We start from the raw sequence: 19,161 nt of genomic DNA, 5'->3' as shown, positions 1-19,161 counted from the left end.
AAAATTTGCTGTGTTTTGTTTAATTTTAATTTATGAAAAAAGTTCTTATTATCTTTTTTGTTATGACTTTGTTTCAAGCTTGTAATAAAACTGAAAGCGATTTTGATGAGTCTAAATATCATTGGCATGCCTTAACCGTAACAGCAACAGCCTATAATTCTTTAGCAAATCAAACTGATTCCAACCCAAATATTACTGCTTTTGGGGATAGTATTTATCCTGGATTATCTTATATAGCAGTTTCTAGAGATTTGTATCGTAAAGGATTAAAGCGGGATACACCTGTGAAAATTGAAGGTTTTGATTCTATTTATTGGGTGAAAGATCGGATGCACCCACGTTGGAAAAACAAAATCGATATTTATATGGGAGAAGATGTAAAAGCAGCCAGAAAATGGGGTAGAAGGAAGGTAGAAATTGAATATGGTGTATTAATTAATGATACTATAGCCAACATAAAAAAAACCGGTAAGTGATGAGTTTACCAGTTGTTAAAAGGCTGCACGATTAAATGAATTTTTTTTCATTTTCCCAATCTTCATTTTGATTGGTATCGGAATCGATAATTTTTGAAAGTGTTTTCATGATAGGTTCGTTTTTTGATTGATTGTAGGTTTTGAATTAAGCTCTGAAACGTCTTTTGTTGTTCCAAGCATAACTTTTAGTATTTGGGTTGGAATTGCTAATTTGGTTGCTGTTTAAAGTTCTCATGATTTCTATTTATTTAATGTTTATACAAGATAGACGCCTGTGTTGAACTTTTGTTACAGTACTATGCATAACAAAGTAATGATTTAACAAATTTTAACAATAATTTATTTAGTTTACAGTACTTTATCATCTATTGCTTTTGATTCAATTCTATTAAATTAAAAGGGTAGGCCTCTTGAACAGTCCTTAAATCATAGGAACTTAAAGCATTTAGCGGTGTATCAAATTTGTTTTCTGCATACTTTAAACGCATCTCATAATAAGCCTGAGTGATTTCATCCTGAACAGCTATAAAAGATTTATAATTAGAACTTCTGTTAGTTTGTAATCCGATATATGCTTTTTTTGGATGTTCAGACGATTCTAATGTCCGATTTCCGCTGCAGTAATTACAGTTGCCGCCTCCGTTGTTATCTACAAAATCAATAATTAATTGCTTTAATTGCTGTAATTCAGTTTTTTTATGATTGACCATCAATTCGTTGTTGGCATTCAAAATTATAGATAGGGTATTTCTTTCTTCTCTAAAGCTAGTGCAGTCTGAATTGTCCAGGCAAGGTTTTGGTAACTGTCTCATAATACCTTTATCGGTGGAAATGGTGGTGGTAACCAAAAAGAATATTAATAATAAAAATGCAATGTCGGCCATTGACCCAGCATTCACAGCGTTAACGGTTCTTCTAAAAGTTTTCATTTAATTGCGGTTTAATGTTGTTATTTTAAGTTTTTATTAACAAATCAATAACAATACCAAACTCCTAATAAAGAGATCATCAAATAAACAGTTTTTGAGTCATTTTTTTTATAAATCCCTATAAGCGTGAATTCATAAAAATGTCAAAATGACCTTTATAACTGTAAAATTGACAGTTTTCCAAAAATATTTTCCAATGGTATTTTTTTTGTTATATGGTAAGTGAATTAAATGTTTAACTTAAAATTTGATTAACATGAGCACTTTAGTAACAATGCCAAAAAATGGTAATGACCTTTCAAAAAAACGAAACGTATCAACCTTACCAAGTTTATCATCTTGGGTTGACAATTTTTTTGAAAATAGTTTAGGAACAGAATTTATGTCGAATTTTAACACAGGAATCACTTTACCTGCGGTTAATATTAAAGAAACCAACGATCAGTATGTGTTAGAATTGGCAATTCCTGGAATGAAAAAATCTGATTTTTCAATTGAAGTGGACAACAAGATTTTGTCTATTTCTTCTGAAGTAAAAACAGAAAATCAAACAGAAGAAAGTAATTACACCAGAAGAGAATTTGGTTATTCTTCCTTTAAAAGAACTTTTACCTTGCCAGATACCGTTGAGTCCGATAGGGTAAATGCCAATTATAATGATGGTATTTTACTGGTTATGCTTCCAAAGCGAGAAGAAGCCAAACAAAAGCCACCAAAGCGCATAGAAGTTAAATAAAAACCTTATTGATTGCCTAAAAAAGAGAAATCAAAAGCCTTGGTTTCTCTTTTTTTATTAATTCTTTTCAACAATAGACTTATATAACCCTTATTTAAGCTTAATTTTGTGGGAATTTTTTCAATAAAAAGTGTTTATGCCTGTTTCAGCAACTTCTCAAACTTCAGATGCAACCAAAAAACGATTGTACGACTACCAGTCGGCCGATTTGTATCGCATTTTTGACGTTTTAGAAAATGCTCCAAAGAATTTTAATCTGCTTTATCAATTGCCAACTGGTGGTGGAAAAACAGTGGTTTTCTCCGAAATTGTGCGACGTTACATCAAATATTACGATAAAAAAGTTGTCATATTAACGCATCGTGTCGAGCTCTGCAAGCAAACCTCTAAAGTACTTTCTGGTTTCAAGGTTAAAAATAAAATAATTAACAGCGAGGTTAAAACCCTACCAGACCAAGACGAATTTAAGTGTTTTGTTGCCATGGTTGAAACCTTGAACAACCGATTGAACGACGATCAATTCACTTTAGAAAATATTGGACTAGTGATCATAGATGAAGCCCATTACAATTCATTTAGAAAATTGTTCAAATTTTTTCAGCATTGTTTTATTTTGGGTGTTACTGCAACACCTTTAAGCTCTAATATCAAACTTCCAATGAAAGACAACTACAATAAACTAATTGTAGGAGACGACATTGGAACTTTAATCAAAAACGGATATTTGGCCAAAGCTAAAACCTATTCATATGATGTGTCGCTTAACACTTTAAAAGTTGGTATTAATGGTGACTATACGGTAAAATCGTCGGAAGCTTTGTACTCAAATAGTTTAATGCTGAACAAATTAATTTACGCTTACGAAGAAGTTTCCAAAGGAAAAAAAACACTCATTTTTAATAATGGTATCAACACCTCTAAAGATGTTTACCACGCCTTTCATCGGGCGGGCTATAATATTCGCCATCTAGACAATACCTGCAACAAGCAAGAACGCAAGGAAATTCTTAAATGGTTTAAAAATACCAAAGACGGAATTTTAACTTCTGTAAGTATTTTAACCACAGGTTTTGACGAACCTACTGTTGAAACTATCATTTTAAATCGTGCTACGAGATCGCTAACCTTATACTTTCAAATGATTGGTAGAGGTTCGCGAATTTTAGACGATAAATCAAGCTTTCAAGTGGTAGACCTTGGTAATAATTTGGCACGATTCGGTCCATGGGATCAAATGGTAGATTGGCAACATATATTTAAGTATCCTGATTTTTACCTAGACAACATTAGAGACGATGAAACCATCGAGCGCGAATTTGTTTACGTCATGCCCGATGTGCTCAGATCTCAATTTAATAAATCTGAAAGCCTTGATTTTGATATGAAAGCGGTTTACAAAGAAGTGGTAGCCGAAGGTAAAAAATCGTTCATGGCAATCGAAAAGTCTATTGCACAACACGCCGATATTTGTATAGAAAATAGCGAAGATGTTTTTGAAGCTAGGGCTTTGGCAAAACTGTTAATGGACGAAATTGACTATCGTATCAAGCAATATTGCTATTGTATGATGAACAGCACTCAAAACTACAAAGACTGGCTATTTGAAGAGTACAACCGACGCTTACGCTTGAGTTTCAACGGGAAGTTTTAACGTTTTATTTTACACTAATTACATATAATTTCGTTTACTTTAGTTTTAGGTATGATTTTTGAAAATGTAAATCATTAAAACAACCATGGTGAATTTTAAATACTTACTACTTTTAGTCTTTTTAGGCTATCAAATTAACGTGATGGCTCAGGTTGATAGTAGAAATAAGTCTATAAAAATTCCTGCTATTAAAACTGAAGAAAAAAAAGACACCACTAAACTTGATTTAAAAGCCGAATCTAAGGTTAAACAAGGAGAAAAAATTACACCTCAAAATAAAATTAGTGGTATCAATACTCCCGATAAAAGTTTTGATTTAAATGTACCAAAAAAGCCCTTTTCCATGCTTGATGATAATAGTCTGCGCAACCCCGGCGAACTATTTGAAGAGCGCTGGAGAAAAAAAGCTGAAGATGAAGGCATCAAGCCCAAATCAATGGAAGACCAATTTATGGGTGAGTTTAGAATCTATTCAAAAAATGTAAATTTATTGGTCAGAGATCATAAATTTCCTGATGGCGATATTGTGAGAATTCTTTTAAATGAAGAGGTCATTGCTGCTAATGTACTCTTAACTGGAACTTATAAAACCATTTCTGTAAATTTAGCAGATGGTCTTAATAAAATTGATTTCCAAGCTTTGAACCAAGGTGATTCAGGTCCGAATACCGCAGAATTAATTATCTATGACGACAAAGGGAATTTGGTATCTTCAAAAGAATGGAATTTACTTACCGGCGTTAAAGCAACCATCGTTTTTATTAATGAAAAACCTTTAGGCTACAAGGAAGAACCTAAAAAAGTCAAGGAATCCAAAGAAAATTAATCCTTATAAACTTGTTGGGTTGGTCGACAGGCTATTAAACAGTTTCGCCTTTGCTTCGTAATATTTATTTTGAACTTCTATCGCTTTCAATTCGGCGTCAATTAGATTGACTTCCCGAGCGTTTAGTAAAAATATCGAACTTTCACCAAAACTAAATTTTCGTTCCTCGGCTTGAAGCATTAGGCGGTTATCGTTAACAATACCTTCAATTAATTCATTTTGTTTTTCAAAAGATTCTAAGGCATTAAAAATGGTAATCACTTTATTTTGAATTTCAATTTCGGTATTCAATAATTCAAATTTAGCATCTTGAACTTTAATCCGAGCCAGTTTTAAGTCGCCTCTTTCTTTCCGTAAAAATAACGGCAGTTGAAAACTAATACCGCCTTTGTAGTTGTTGGTATTTAAACTTCTGGCAATTTCTGGCGTTTCCGTTAAAAAGTTATAGTTGGCATCTAATCGTGGTAACAATCTATTAGCCATCAATCGCCTGTCCACATCTAAACTTTCAATTTTAAAATTTAAAGACTGTAGCATCGGATGGTTTTCAATATTAAATTGATCTAGCGTTAATCCCATTATTTCAAAACTGCTGTCAATATCTAATGCTAAATTAATATCAGGAATAACATTGTCTTGTAATTCAACTGGAATATCATCATTAAGCCACAAGAAATTAGACAATCGAAGCTTTCGCTCTATTAGGTTTAAATTGGCTTGCTCTAAACTCAATTTTCTATTTTGAACAGCAATTTTCGCTTCCACTGTATCGATAGCCGCAATTTCGCCTTCGATGGCATTTCGCTTTATACCGTTAAATCTTGTTTCAGCATTGCTTAAAAAATCTTTGTAAATGGTTACTTCTTGAAAGGCTTGCAACCAATTGAAATAGGCTACTGCGGCGTTGTAAAGAATTTGATTGACAAGAATATCTCTATCGGCTTTTGTTTGTTCTCTAAAAAATTTAGCCTTTTTAAGATCTGCCATTCTATCGTTCATTAATAAACCTTGTAACAGCGAAGCTGAAATACCAGCGCTGTACAAACCATCATCGGGCATGGTCATTCTTGGATTTAAAAATTCGCCTCTGTTATTTTCATAGTTAGCATTGAGTTCAATACCATACCAAGTCGGAATTTTAAAGGTTGAATAGAGTTCGTTATAATATTCAGAATCCTTAAATTCTTTTCTATTGTAATCAACTTCAACCTTAGGATCAAAACCGCCACGGGCCTTCATGAGCGTCGCTTGACCTATACCAATTGTAAGTTCGGCTTGTTTGGCAACAGGATGGAATTTCTTCACATAACCTAAGTATTCTTTAAAATTAAATATAAGGGTATCCTGAATCTGTTGTCCATAAAATTGGTTAGATATCAGAAACAACATTATGTAAATGACTCTCTTCATTTTACTTACTGCCTACTTTGGCATCTAAATTATTGGGTTGGTAGTAATTTGGGGGAAAGCCATTAAGCTTACGCCACAATTCGAACCAAATTGGCACATCTTCAAGTAACGCCATGGTAAAGGCGCCCGAACCGACACGCACATCAGTTGGCCATTCTTCAGCTTCAGGATCTGGAGCGATTAAAACACGATATTTACCATTGTCACTAATAAAATTTTCAATCGCTACTACTTTTCCACCATAAGTTCCGTAGGATACATTTGGCCATCCACTAAATACAATAGCTGGCCAACCATCAAATTGAATACGTACTTTGGCATCTGGATAAATTAAAGGCAAGTCTATTGGTGCTACAAAAGTTTCCACCGCCATATCATAACCAGCCGGCATAATGCCGACAAGTCTTTCACCTTCCTTAAAGGTTTCTCCAATACCACCACGGATAGCGCTATTGATAATACCGTTTTGTGGCGCTCTCAAATAATACATTTCGGTACGCATTTCATAGTTACTGCGTTCGTTTTCAAGTTTGGTTACTTGTGCACTGGTATCAAATTGATTGGACTGCGCCGTGAACATTTCACTTTGAGCTTTAGAAACTTTATCTGCATATTCAGCGGATATGCGATTTATTTCTATCTCAGCATTAATAACCTCGTTAATGGAAGTGAGAAGTTTATTCTCTTGTGATATTAATTTAGCCTGTGTTTCTTGTAATTTAAGACGTTTCTCTTCAACGTCGGTAATGGCTTTAAGTCCTTCTTTTTCTAGAGTTACAACACGCTCGTATTGACGCTCAGCAATACCGATATTGGTTTTGGCCGCTTCCAAATCTATACTATCACTCTCAACCTTTAATTTAGATTGAAGAAGTTTGTTACGCGCTTGACTCAGTTTTAATTGACGTTCAGTATTTAAAGCGTTTATTTGTGTGTTAAGTGCCTTTACTTTTTCCTCGTATGATTTAACCGACATGTTTTTGGCATCAATTTGCTGGCCTGTTCGGCTCACTAATAGAGGATCGAAATATTCATTTTTAATTTCTGAAATATGAAGAATGGTGTCGCCTTTATTAACATATTCACCTTCTTTTACATACCATTTTTCAATCCTTCCAGGGATTGGCGATTGAATTGTTTGCGGTCGTTGGTCGGGTGTGAGTGTGGTAACATTACCTTCACCAGAAACAATCTGAGTCCAAGGTAAAAATAATATAATCAATAACACCAAAGCAAATACAGCTAAGAATCTGTTGTACTGCTTGTAATGCTCTCTGTGAAAAACACGTTGACTATTGGTGTATTTTGATAGGTCAACCGTTTTATTAATGGGTTTCTTTGAAATATTAAGCATGACGACTATCTTTTATTAAATTACCATTTTCTAGTTCGATAATTCTTTCACATTTTTCTCTCCAATGTTTTTGTTCACCAACTACTATAAGTGTCCATTTATTGTTTTTATCTAGAATAAAGTCAATAATTTTGTTAGCTTCTTCTGTATCAAATTGCTCTAAAGCGTCTTCCAAAATTAAAAGCGAAGGTTTTTTAACAATAGCACGCGCTAACAAGATTTTTTTTGCAACTGTCTCAGATATTTGTTTACCCTCAGGATAAATCATTGTTTTAATGCCTTTCGGTTGGTGTTTTACAAATTCTCTTAATCCGGTTTTTCCAACTGCCCAATTCACAGTTTCCTCAGAAATGGCAGCGTCACCGAAGGTGATATTTTCAAGAATAGTACCTTCAAAAGGTGTTTCACCTGAAAGCGAATGTCCAATTTGCGCACGATAATGATTGAGATAAATACCTTTTAATGAAACATCATTAATATATATGTCGCCTCTTGATGGTTCTAGTACTCCAGCAATAATGCGAAGTAAAGTTGATTTTCCTGCGCCACTGGCTCCTTGAATGAGCAAACTTGATTTAGGTTCCACTACAAAACTAATATCACTAAGAATTGGATAATCTCTCTTCGGAGTGGTATAACAAACTTTTTCTAGACTAATTTTAAAACATTCATTCTCTTTAAATGGTTTCTCTCCTATTTGACTTTCAAGATCTTTGTCGACCACTTGACCGATTTTCTCAAGAGAAGTCAAAACATCATACATGGTTTCTAAACTGATAATAAGTTTTTCCACAGAACCGATAACCAATAAAATAATGATTTCGGCGGCCACAAATTGGCCTATATTCATTTGCTGATTGAGTACTAATAAACCGCCTATTAGCAGCAATCCAGCTGTTACTAGTACCTTAAAGCCAATCATTTGAATATACTGGATTACCAAAATGCGGAAATGGTTTTCCCTTGCTGATAGATAATCTTTTACTAAAACATCGTTTTTTTGAAGTGCTAACGAGGTTTTACCCGACAATTTAAAACTAATAATAGATCGTGCAATTTCTTGTATCCAATGTGCAACTTTATATTTATACTTAGATTCTAAAAGACTCGTTTCTAAACCTCTGGTAATTGTAAATTTGAATACTAAATAAATTAATATAATTAAAAACAAGCCATATATTATAAAGAAAGGATGATAAAAAGAAAGTAGTAATAAACCAAATATAATTTGCAATAGTGATGCAGGAATATCTAGTAGTAATTTTGAAACGCCTTTTTGAACCATGAGCGTATCAAAAAATCTGTTAGCCAATTCAGGTGGATAATAATTATGCAGTTCACTCATTTTAATTTTCGGGAAACGATAGGCGAACTCGATTGACGATTTTGTAAATATTTTCTGCTGAAGGTTTTCTACAATACGTAACTGCATTAATTGCAATGTTCCAGTAAAAGCGACACTTAAAGTCACCAAAACCACCAAAACAATCCATGAAGTACTAACTTGCGCACCTTGGATTAGATTAATAATTGCTTGGATACCCAATGGTAAAATTAAACTGAGACCACCAGCAAAAATGGCATAATACAAAATTTGAAGAACATCTTTTCGTTCCATTCTAAGTAGGTTGATAAGACGTTGCCAAGAGGTGATTAGTTGTTTTGTCATTTATTTAACTGGATTTAAATTGTTCACTACCAAATCGGTTACAAACTGCAGCGGACTCACGTCATCATTACAATTGGTGATACTTAAAAAATGTTGCTTTAAAAACTGTTGGTGTAAAACCGACTCAACAGCGGTACTAGCTAAACTTTGCGGATAGATATAATTTGGATCAACTTCCGATATCATGTCACCAATACGTTTCACCAAACGCTTATAAATCATAAAATAACCTTCTTTATTTTCGGCATCAACTTCTTTTGTTAAATATGATTTTGAAGACTCACTAATAATGATTTGATGTAGCAAAATTTCGTTAATATGTTGAAATCCAAAATCCATTACATTTTCCTGTGCGACTACCTCTAACCCTCTTTTTAGTTTTTCAAACGGATTGGAAATACTATTTGTATTGAGTAACAATTGATATTCTATCCATGCCCAATACCATGAAGTAAGGTATATGAGTAATTTGTGTTTATTGTCGAAATATCGATAAATAGAACTTTCATTAGAACCAATGTGCTCACCCAATTTTTTGAAGGTAAAGGCATCAAATCCTATCTCGTGTATGAGGATGATACTGTGCTCAATAATTTTTTTACCTAATTCTGACGATTCAGGATCCTTATTAAATACCTGATTGTTAACGTTTACTTTAATATTTGATAGTAAGTGTTTCATAACTTAACATATAATTGCGCAAATCTAATAGTGTTACTATTAACTTCAAATAGCTTTAACAAGATTTTATTAAAATAAATAAAGCTAGAATTATAAATTAGCCTAATACATCGGAAATGGCCACTTCCTGAAGAAACGATTCTTTGTAATCTTTTAAACTAAAATTACCGATCCTAGTGCGCACCAATCTTAACGTAGGAAATCCAATTTTAGCAGTCATTTTACGGATTTGTCTAAATTTACCTTCGGTCACAATGATACACAACCACGAGGTTTCTCCGTGTTTTGAATCTCTCACAAATCTTTTTGGTATGTTTTTCGGACTTTGAATAGGGTAGGACACACAGGGCTGCGTTATATAAAGTCCTGAATCGGTTGCAATTTCAACACCTTTATTTAGCATTTCACAATCCTGTTTTGAAATAACTCCATCAACCATCACCCAGTATTCTTTTTCAACAGAAATGCTTCTAATATATTCGCTTACTTTACCATCGGTTGTGAGCATTAAAAGTCCTTCAGATTTTTCATCAAGTCTGCCAATTGCCATGCAACCGTCAGGAACCTGATATAAAGGGCCCAAAAGCTTTTTATTGCGTCGTTTATTTTGATTGTTAACAAACTGACTCAAATAGCCGTACGGTTTGTAAATAACAAAATGTTGATGCGTCATGACCACCAGATTATAAAATATTTTTGAATCACACCATTTGGATGTTTGATCCAAACTAAAGGAGAAAATTCACGATCTATAAATTCTTTAATATTGAAGATGGCTTTTTCATAAATAACCCAGTCCACATTGCTGTGTGGGATCACCAGCCAATCGTATTTATCAGGTATAAAGAATTTACAATCTCTGAATTTATTAAAAAAAATATAATGAATGTATCGACCAGCAATACAAGCTTCATTCAAACCTTCATAATCGACATCATCTAAAGCTTCAGGTAAAAATAATTGCGCTTTAAATAACACCCGTTGCACAATAACATTGATTTCAATTTGTTTGGTTTTTAAATAATTAATACATTCAGGCTGATGGAGTAGTGGCAACTGGTGATTTTTGAGTCGGTTTAACTTTTCTATTAAACTATCTTTTTTATTGGGTCCTATCCACGCACCTAATCCCTTGCCATAATCCGGCACATAAAGGTAAAACTTATAAACAATTTCTAAGTGTGTTAGCTGTCCATTCATTTTTAAAATACAGTCTAATTCACCCAAGGTTATTTTTTCACGCTGTATTTGAACATTATTTGCGATTAATTCAATTTGCGACTGTTGCGATAGGTTACTTAAAGCAAAATACTCAACACGTTTACCTAGTCTTAAGCGCTCAGGAATAATTCCATTAAATGTTTTTAGCACATTATTATCTAACTCAAAGTATTTCAAACCTCCTAATAAGCTACCATGCCATAATAACGGTGTGTAAAAATATCCTTCGTATTGAGATTGCAAATTGATAATTAAGCTATTTTTTTGTAAATATATTTCAAAAGGGGGCCATTTTAGTATTAAAAAAGCTCCTTATTTTTAAATTCTATTATTGTAAATCCAACGCGCTTAAATTTAATTCCAAATTTGGAATTATGTCAATTTTATCTACAAACTACACTTTTATTAAAATTTTCTTACAAATTTTTTTCAAAATGTTACATATGTGATAGCATTTGTTACATATGTGATAGTCAGTTTCCTATCACGGAGCTAGTTTTACCATTAAATATTCTTAGTAATAATAGTGCCGCTTTATCAATTTAATTTTATAAAAGTGAGTTGTACTATGATCTTACGAAGTGAAAAAATATACATATTTAAAACATTTAATCAAAAAGCTATGGCAACCAACCTAAAACACTTCCTAATCAAATCTAAAACTACAGATTTTAAACTATTAAAAATTAAAGACAGCTTATCAATTTTGAAAACACCGAAACAAGTATTAATAAGATTCTTTTTTTGCTTGATGTCTTTTTTCGCAATGACGCATGCATCATTTTCTCAACTTAATGGAGCTTACACGATTGGATCAGGGGGTGATTATACCACATTTAACGATGCAGTTTCTGCCCTTACTACAAACGGTGTTTCAGGTCCTGTAGTTTTTAACATTCAAACTGGATTATATACCGAGCAAGTGGTTCTAAATCCTATAACTGGCGCATCAGAAACCAACACGATTACTTTTCAGAGTCAATCAGGTAATGATGAAGACGTGGAACTTAGATTTAATTCTGGCCCTGCGGCTATCTACACTGTCAATCTTGTTGGAGCATCACATTTAAGGTTTAAAAACATACGACTAACCTCACTAAATTCTTCCAATTCAAGAATTCTAACCGGAACAGGTATTATAAATAATCTTATAGTTGAAAATGTTATTTTTTCAGCGCCAAATACATCTAGCACCCTTAACTCTAGAGCTTTAATTTACATGGAACTTGCATCTTCCTCAAACTTGCAGTTTTTGAGGAATTCATTTTCTGGTGGTAGTACTGCCATGATTTTGATTGGGTCAAATGACATTAATAATCCTGCAGAAGGTTATTTAATTTCTGAAAATACGTTTCGCAACCATCATTTCGGTGCACTGGATCTCAGCAGATTATTGGCGCCTAGAATTGAAGAAAATGACGTATTAATAAATAGTTCTGCTGGAAATTCATCATCGCTGATTCTAACTGATTCAAGAGGAACAGTTCAAATTCTAAAAAATAAATTTATTGGTTCTACTTTATATGGCATGAGATTGACAAATGTAGTTAATACCTCAGGTACAAAGAGTCTAGTGGCTAATAACTTTGTAGCAGGTACCTCTAACGGCTCTATTCATATCGTTAGATTAGATCTAGTCTCACAACTCAACTTTTATCATAACACTTTGAATAATTATGGTTTTGGAAACGGGATTTATTTCGCAGGACTTTCTGGAAGTGGTGTAAGTATTGTCAACAATCTAATCCAAACTATTGGGGGGCAAGTGTTGGATTTAGATAGTGGTTTAGATGGTTTAGATAATCTTGATTATAATGGATATTATAATACTGGAAGCAATTTAGTTCGGATAAACACTGGCTTCCCATTTACATTATATTCTTCACTCGAGTCATGGCAAAATGAATCAGGAACTTTCGATCAGAACTCACTTTTTGGAAATCCGTTTTTTGACTCAGATACTGATTTACGACCAACTTCAACGCTTTTTGAAACTTCAGGGGCAACTTTATCCGAGGTGGTAACAGATATCGATGGGGAAACTAGAAGTGCTACACCGAGCATCGGTGCCGTTGAATATATTGGTATTCCTCAAGCTCCTTTGGCTGGGACATACACTGTTGATTTTAATGGTTCAGGAGACAGAAACTTTATATCGGTACTGGAGGCTGCAACGGCTTTAAATTTAAATGGAATTTCTGCTCCTGTAATATTTCAGATAGCAAACCGCACTTACTCAGGGCAAATTGAACTTGCTAATATAGAAGGAAGTTCAGCCGATAATACAATTACCTTTGAGTCAGCCTCAGGTAATAACACTGATGTTATTATTTCTATCACTCCAAGTGCCGTAAAAAATTTCGTATGGTCTCTAAACAATACTTCTCATTTAAGAATTAGAAACCTCACAATTTCAGTAAATGGCTCCAGCAGTACGATAGGAAGAAATTTAGTAGGATTTGGTAGTATTAATGACTTTCAAGCAGAAAACGTTAGGTTTCTTGGCGGTAATATGTCAGGAACAAATACAAATAGAACCAACGTTTATTTTAATCTTCAAGATTCTAACGATATCAAATTCATTAATTGTGAGTTTATAGGTGGGTTTCAAGGGTTGGCTATAACAAGGACATCGAATGAAAACATAATCTCAGGGATCACGGTTAGGGGCAATACTTTTCGAAATACTAATCATACAGGTATTAGCCTTTCGGGTGTATCAGATGTAATTATAGAAGATAATGATGTGCTCCTTACAACAACGGTTGCAAACACAAGACCAATTACAGCAGGAAATATAACTGGCATTATTAAAATCACTGCAAACAAGTTTATTGGAGGTGCAGGAGGAGCGGGAAGTTTTCAAATTTTAACAGCAACCAGTCAAAACAAAGGTCTTATTGCTAACAACTTTTTCTCATCAGATGCTGCTTTAAGCGTTGACTTGGGAAATCTGACCAACATTAATTTTTATCATAACAGTATCTTAAATTCAGGAGCTGGATTAGGCCTCCAATCAGCAGGGGGAATAGAGGGAATAGGAGGACTTAGGGTAATTAATAACCTTATAAAAACGGGTTCAGGCGCTGCTATAAGAATTGCCAATTCAAATTCTATTGAAGACTGGAACTACAATGGTTATTTTACCACAGGAACTGCCTTGGGTATTTTGGTTAGTACCGAAATTGGAAGTTTGGAGGAGTGGCAAACTGCCTCAGGATTTGACGCTAATACTTTGAATTTCGATCCTCAGTTTGTCACTACTACCGATCTTCATGCCAATGCACCAGCTTATGCTTCATCTGGAATAGGACTTCCAGAAGTAACTGAAGATATTGATGGTGAGGTTAGAAACGCGGTTAATCCAAGCAGGGGTGCAGATGAATTTACCGCGCCACCACTGGTACCTATGTCTGGAGAATATACCATTAATTCAGAACTTACAGAGGAACGAAATTTCCAATCCTTCAGTGCCGCAGTTAATGCCATGGTTAGTAATAGTATAGTTGGTCCTGTTGTTTTTAAAGTTGCCAGCGGAACCTACGACGAGCAAATTGTAATCCCATCTATATTAGGAGCTTCCAATGCTAATACCATCCGATTTGAATCTCAGACAGCCAATTCCAATGATGTGATATTGCAATGGTTGGCTACCAGTACTGCTACGAATTATGTAGTTCGTTTTGACAATGCCAAGCACATATATTTTAAAGATATGACCATCGCTTCCACAAGTATTTCATCTGTTGGTCGGGTTTTGGAGGCTTACAATACTATTTCAAACCTTAGTTTTGAAAATTGTCAAATTTTGGGAAATGACAACGCAGGCACTTCACTTTCATGGGCGGTTGTTTTTTTTAATCCCATATCAGCAGATAATATCCAATTTATCAATAACAAGATCCAAGGAGGATCTCATGGAATTTATTTCAGATTGAATGATGTTTTTACGCCATTAACGAATTTACGCATTGAAGACAACGAGATTAAATCCTGGAGATTGGAAGGAATTAATATATCTCCCATCTACGGCGGTATAATTAAGAGAAATACTATCCATACTTTATCTACCAGCGCTTCGAGAAAAGCTTTATCGCTCAATGTTATATATAATGGGTTGGTATTTGAGGGAAATAGAATATTTGGTGCTAGAGCTGAATTTACCAATGGAATATCAAATACTGTGGAAAACCCTGTATTGATTACTAATAACTTTTTTACGAATACGAATACCTCAGCTGCTCTTTTAATTTCTAATACTTCGCACTTCCAAATTTTTCACAATAACATTTTGGGCACGGAGACAACAGGACCTTCGATTGAATACTCCGGAGGATCATCCAGTGTTGGAAATAAAATCAAAAACAACATTTTTAAATCCAGCACCGGCTATGCCATTCGTGTAAACAATACCAATGGACTGGAGGAAATCAACCATAACGGCTACTTCACCTCAGGGCCTAGTTTAGCCCGATGGCTTTCAACTGATGCGACGGATCTAGACGCTTGGTTTACTTTGACTGGTGGAATAGACTTCAACAGTTTAAATGTGGATCCTCTATTTACTTCCGATGAAGCACTGTATACCACTGCAACCGCATACGAAAACGCAGGGATATTTCTACCTCAAGTAACAGTGGACATCGATGGTCTGCTTAGAAATCAACCACCAAGTATTGGAGCAAATGAAGTAAATGTCAGTGATCCTTGTGCTACTGTTACTTGTCCTCCAGGACAAACATGCATTGGTGGAGACTGTATTCCTGTACCTTGCCAAAGTTCTTTATCTAACTTACAAGTCAGCCCAATAATAGGCACAAGCGATACTGAATATACGTTTACCATAACCTACACCGATCCAAGTAATACCAGCTTGTTAATTGGCTATCCCAGGCTAGAACTTGATGCCAATAATAACGGATCCGCAGAAGATCCTGGAGATTTGATTTTGGCAATGACTGAAATTGACCCTAGTGATTTAGATTTTACCGATGGGAAAGTTTATCAAGTTACTGTTACAGGACTAAGTGATAATACCATATGGAATGCACGTGTTGTAACTGAAAATGAATTTAATTGCCAAGCAAATACGGAATTTGTCAACCAACCAATTGTATCGGTTAGTAATCTTGATGTGGCCATTTTCGCCAACAATATCACTTTCACGAATGATAATCCAAGTACCAACGAGACCATTACAATTTTTGCAAGGGTGAGAAATATTTCCGATTTTCCTGCTAATAATTTTGTGGTTTCAGCTTATGATGGCGAAACTCAAATTTTCACAACTATTGTCGATAATCTTCAGCCAAATTCCCACATCGATCTGTCTTGGTCATACAGTTTTGCTGCGCCTGGTTTCTATCCTATCAAAGTAGTTATAGACGAAACAGATGTTTTATTGGAAATTAACGAGCTTAATAACTTTGCTATTAGACCAGTGATTGCGGGCAACTATGTGCTGCCTGGTGGCATTCAGTCCACAGCTGCTCCCAATACTACCACCGTTTATGCTGGTGGTTTTGTCACCATATCTGGATACGCTTCTTATTTCGGAATTGATGAAGATATAAACCCTGATGCAGCCGGAGTAAATGTGTCTTTTAGTTATGAAAATAATAACTTCCAAACCACCACTAGCTCAAATGGTACTTTCATCCGTTCAGTACAAATGCCAAATACGCCTGGAATTTATACATTTACTGGTAGTGTTACTGATTATACTTTAACGGGTGACATACCTTCCTTTCAAGTAGAAGTAATACCGCTACCTACCAAAGCAGATCTTATGGCCAGTATATCTTTAGACCAAATCGCAGTGGAAGTTGGTGAAGAAATTACGGGAGTGGCAACCGTAACCAATATTGGAGAACTTACTGCAAATAACTTCACATTCCGCTACAACTCTTGTGAAGGAATCATAGCAGAAGTTGTTATAAACTCTTTAGCCCCTGGTGAATCTTTATCTTATAATTTTGTGGTTACGATTGTTTCTGATATTGGAAGTTGTTTCGATAAAAATAATTGTTCATTTTTTGCAATTGCGGATGTATTAAATGTGGTAGATGATAGAAATCGAGACAACAATACTGCAATTAAAAAAGCAACTATCTACCCAGATCTTCCCGATTTAACACCAGAACTGTCTCTAATTAGTGGTAGTTCAACGATGGTCCAACCATTTAGTTTCACAGTTAGGGTTGATAATATTGCAGCAGCTATTTCAGCTGAAACTTTTAACATTAACGTTTATTTGGATAACGTTCTCATCGATACTAGAAGCTATGATAATCTTAATCGATGTGGCATCATTACTTATCCGCTAACTGTTGAATTTGCCACACAGGAAGACCACGAAATCCGAATTAAAGTTGATGAACCCTTGGGGTCAGGAACTATTATAGAATACAATGAAAATAACAATGAATTTGCAAGACTGGTGCGCTTTATTCCGCCAAAATCAAACCTTTTTATAACCAAAACCTACCTGTCTGTAGATCCTGGACTTCCCTGGGAAGGAGAAAACTTTCTAATAAAAGCTAGAGTAAGAAACACTGGTCAGGCCTCTATTCAAGAATCTTTTGATGTGGATTTTCAAATTACTGAGGATGGAGTTATTAGATCTGAGGCTGTCACAGTAAGTACGGGCTTGGCAGCGAATTCCGAAGTGCTGTTGGAATACGAAACAAGTTTGGCTACCTATGGAAACCACTCAGTCTTAGTAGACCTCGATCCGCTTAATTTAATTGTTGAATCTTCAGAGCTTGACAATAAGGCCAGTATGCCGCTATGCGTTGATTTTGAAGTAGGACAACTAGAACCTGTCTTGATTAGTGGATTTATTATCGATACGGAATATACTCTTTCTGGCCGGGTTAGAAACCTTGGCTTGTTCACAGCTACAAATGTTGAAATTGATTTTCTTTTGGATGGCGAGGTAATAGGATCTACCATCATACCAGAGCTTAATCCAACCTATAATAATATTGGTTTTTTTGTATCTATTCCTTACACTTTCACAAATTTAGGAACCTTTCAATTGGAAATGGTGGCCGATCGCGATAATGTTTATATAGAATGTGATGAGACCAATAACACTATTTCAGAAACCATTTTGGTAAGAGCACCGCAACCAGATTTAAGAATCTTATCGGAATATATCTCACCAACCAGTCTCAATCCTGAAATAAATGAAGCAATTGATCTGTTTATTTCCTATGAAAATATTGGCGCGAATACCACAACGCCATTTAAAATTCGAGTAACGGTTGATGATGTGCCTTTAGGTGAGGATATCCAAGTTCAAGGATTGGGCGCCGGACAATTAGCTACGGTTCCTGTAGTAACGCCATACAGCAGTTCAACTCCTGGTGTAAAAATAGTTCGAGGCTTTGTAGATGTAGATCAGGAAGCTGACGATTTTAACTATTTCAATAACGAAGCAACTAGGGCTGTGATAGTAGGGGCAGCACCTAATCTTCTCTTTACTCAGATAGATTTTAGTACGTATTGCCCGCAGGTGGGCGAATTAGTCCAAATTAATGTTGAGATTCAAAATGAAGGTGAATTAAGTGCCGATGCAGAAGTTCACTTCTATTATGTTACCGAAAACAATACGGTGCCAATTGACATGGTGCCAATATTTGCTGACGCACAAAGTTTAACTTCTACGTCCATCACATATACTGTGATAAACCCTGAATATCAAATTTTAGCTGAAATCAAAAATTCTACCGTACAAGAATTTAATGATTTAGATAATGACATAATAGGGGAGTTTAAAGATACTATAGCACCAAATCTTTCTATCCCAACAAATTTAACAATTAACGGGAGTAGCTGTGAGCCTAGCGAGATAAATCTTGGTCAGGCCAGTGCCACCGATAATTGCAGCGACGTCACCATCAGCAACAACGCACCTGAATTTTTTCCAATTGGTGAAACAGAAGTTACTTGGACCGCAATTGATGCATCTGGAAATACAACTCAATTGATTCAATTGGTAACGCTTATAGACGATGGCGATGGTACACCACTCGACACCAGCATTACTCAAGTATCCGGTGCTTTGATCTCAAATCAAGCTGGTGCAACCTACCAGTGGTATCGATGTCCAAACACCTTACTTTCTGAAGAAACCAATCAGAGTTTTACACCAACCGAGGATGGAGATTATAAGGTCGAAATCATATTGGGTGATTGTATTGT

The 19,161-nt window shown here is 35.0% G+C and carries 12 protein-coding genes; 5 read left to right on the top strand and 7 right to left on the bottom strand.

The window, feature by feature from the left end:
• Window positions 1-32 precede the first annotated feature (32 nt).
• A complete protein-coding gene (locus V7Z48_RS03830) occupies window positions 33-476 on the top strand; it encodes a 3D domain-containing protein (protein WP_334112072.1) in 444 nt (147 codons plus the stop codon).
• A 365-nt stretch (window positions 477-841) separates the two neighbouring features.
• On the opposite strand, the gene V7Z48_RS03825 is transcribed toward V7Z48_RS03830, so the two are convergent.
• Window positions 842-1,405: an ExbD/TolR family protein gene (locus tag V7Z48_RS03825; RefSeq protein ID WP_334112071.1), complete on the bottom strand. Its 564-nt coding sequence runs from the start codon at window positions 1,403-1,405 to the stop codon at window positions 842-844.
• Between the two features lie 256 nt (window positions 1,406-1,661).
• On the opposite strand from V7Z48_RS03825, the gene V7Z48_RS03820 reads away from it, so the two are divergent.
• The 3 genes from V7Z48_RS03820 (at window position 1,662) to V7Z48_RS03810 (ending at window position 4,618) form a co-directional block, all read left to right on the top strand.
• Window positions 1,662-2,141, top strand: coding sequence for an Hsp20/alpha crystallin family protein (locus tag V7Z48_RS03820; RefSeq protein WP_334112070.1), 480 nt, complete (start codon window positions 1,662-1,664; stop codon window positions 2,139-2,141).
• A 136-nt stretch (window positions 2,142-2,277) separates the two neighbouring features.
• Window positions 2,278-3,792 carry a DEAD/DEAH box helicase gene (locus V7Z48_RS03815; RefSeq protein WP_334112069.1) on the top strand — a complete coding sequence of 505 codons (1,515 nt, stop codon included), beginning with the start codon at window positions 2,278-2,280 and terminating at the stop codon, window positions 3,790-3,792.
• Window positions 3,793-3,877: 85 nt separating this feature from the next.
• Window positions 3,878-4,618, top strand: a complete 741-nt coding sequence (locus tag V7Z48_RS03810; protein WP_334112068.1) for a hypothetical protein — start codon at window positions 3,878-3,880, stop codon at window positions 4,616-4,618.
• Between the two features lie 3 nt (window positions 4,619-4,621).
• Here the strand turns inward: V7Z48_RS03810 and V7Z48_RS03805 are convergent, their stop codons facing one another.
• The 6 genes from V7Z48_RS03805 to V7Z48_RS03780 all read right to left on the bottom strand — a co-directional run bounded on the left by V7Z48_RS03805 (window position 4,622) and on the right by V7Z48_RS03780 (window position 11,196).
• Window positions 4,622-6,028, bottom strand: a complete 1,407-nt coding sequence (locus V7Z48_RS03805; RefSeq protein WP_334112067.1) for a TolC family protein — start codon at window positions 6,026-6,028, stop codon at window positions 4,622-4,624.
• A gap of 1 nt (window position 6,029) precedes the next feature.
• Window positions 6,030-7,382, bottom strand: a complete 1,353-nt coding sequence (locus tag V7Z48_RS03800) for an HlyD family secretion protein (protein ID WP_334112066.1) — start codon at window positions 7,380-7,382, stop codon at window positions 6,030-6,032.
• Window positions 7,375-9,051, bottom strand: coding sequence for a peptidase domain-containing ABC transporter (locus tag V7Z48_RS03795; protein ID WP_334112065.1), 1,677 nt, complete (start codon window positions 9,049-9,051; stop codon window positions 7,375-7,377). Before V7Z48_RS03795 ends, V7Z48_RS03800 begins: the two co-directional genes overlap by 8 nt.
• A complete protein-coding gene (locus V7Z48_RS03790; protein ID WP_334112064.1) occupies window positions 9,052-9,732 on the bottom strand; it encodes a TetR/AcrR family transcriptional regulator in 681 nt (226 codons plus the stop codon).
• Between the two features lie 97 nt (window positions 9,733-9,829).
• Window positions 9,830-10,405 (bottom strand): pseudouridine synthase, encoded by a 576-nt coding sequence (locus V7Z48_RS03785; RefSeq protein ID WP_334112063.1) that lies wholly within the window; start codon window positions 10,403-10,405, stop codon window positions 9,830-9,832.
• Complete coding sequence (locus tag V7Z48_RS03780) at window positions 10,402-11,196, bottom strand: DUF1853 family protein (RefSeq protein WP_334112062.1); 795 nt, start codon at window positions 11,194-11,196, stop codon at window positions 10,402-10,404. The genes V7Z48_RS03785 and V7Z48_RS03780 overlap by 4 nt, the downstream gene beginning before the upstream one ends.
• 379 nt (window positions 11,197-11,575) lie before the next feature.
• Between V7Z48_RS03780 and V7Z48_RS03775 the strand changes: the two genes are divergently transcribed.
• On the top strand, window positions 11,576-19,161 hold a 7,586-nt coding region (locus V7Z48_RS03775; RefSeq protein WP_334112061.1), incomplete at its 3' end, for a CARDB domain-containing protein.

The organism is Paucihalobacter sp. (assembly GCF_036825875.1).
In the GTDB taxonomy this organism is placed as follows: Bacteria; Bacteroidota; Bacteroidia; order Flavobacteriales; family Flavobacteriaceae; genus Paucihalobacter.
The sequence above is the reverse complement of the archived record's forward strand: the minus strand, read 5'-3'. Positions and strand labels throughout refer to the sequence as shown.

Excerpts from the sequence above, each read along its gene's own strand:
- V7Z48_RS03800 (WP_334112066.1), bottom strand. The coding sequence starts at position 7,382 with ATGCTTAATATTTCAAAGAAACCCATTAATAAAACGGTTGACCTATCA.
- V7Z48_RS03830 (WP_334112072.1), top strand. The coding sequence starts at position 33 with ATGAAAAAAGTTCTTATTATCTTTTTTGTTATGACTTTGTTTCAAGCT.
- V7Z48_RS03805 (WP_334112067.1), bottom strand. The coding sequence starts at position 6,028 with ATGAAGAGAGTCATTTACATAATGTTGTTTCTGATATCTAACCAATTT.
- V7Z48_RS03790 (WP_334112064.1), bottom strand. The coding sequence starts at position 9,732 with ATGAAACACTTACTATCAAATATTAAAGTAAACGTTAACAATCAGGTA.
- V7Z48_RS03825 (WP_334112071.1), bottom strand. The coding sequence starts at position 1,405 with ATGAAAACTTTTAGAAGAACCGTTAACGCTGTGAATGCTGGGTCAATG.
- V7Z48_RS03795 (WP_334112065.1), bottom strand. The coding sequence starts at position 9,051 with ATGACAAAACAACTAATCACCTCTTGGCAACGTCTTATCAACCTACTT.
- V7Z48_RS03810 (WP_334112068.1), top strand. The coding sequence starts at position 3,878 with ATGGTGAATTTTAAATACTTACTACTTTTAGTCTTTTTAGGCTATCAA.
- V7Z48_RS03815 (WP_334112069.1), top strand. The coding sequence starts at position 2,278 with ATGCCTGTTTCAGCAACTTCTCAAACTTCAGATGCAACCAAAAAACGA.
- V7Z48_RS03785 (WP_334112063.1), bottom strand. The coding sequence starts at position 10,405 with ATGACGCATCAACATTTTGTTATTTACAAACCGTACGGCTATTTGAGT.
- V7Z48_RS03820 (WP_334112070.1), top strand. The coding sequence starts at position 1,662 with ATGAGCACTTTAGTAACAATGCCAAAAAATGGTAATGACCTTTCAAAA.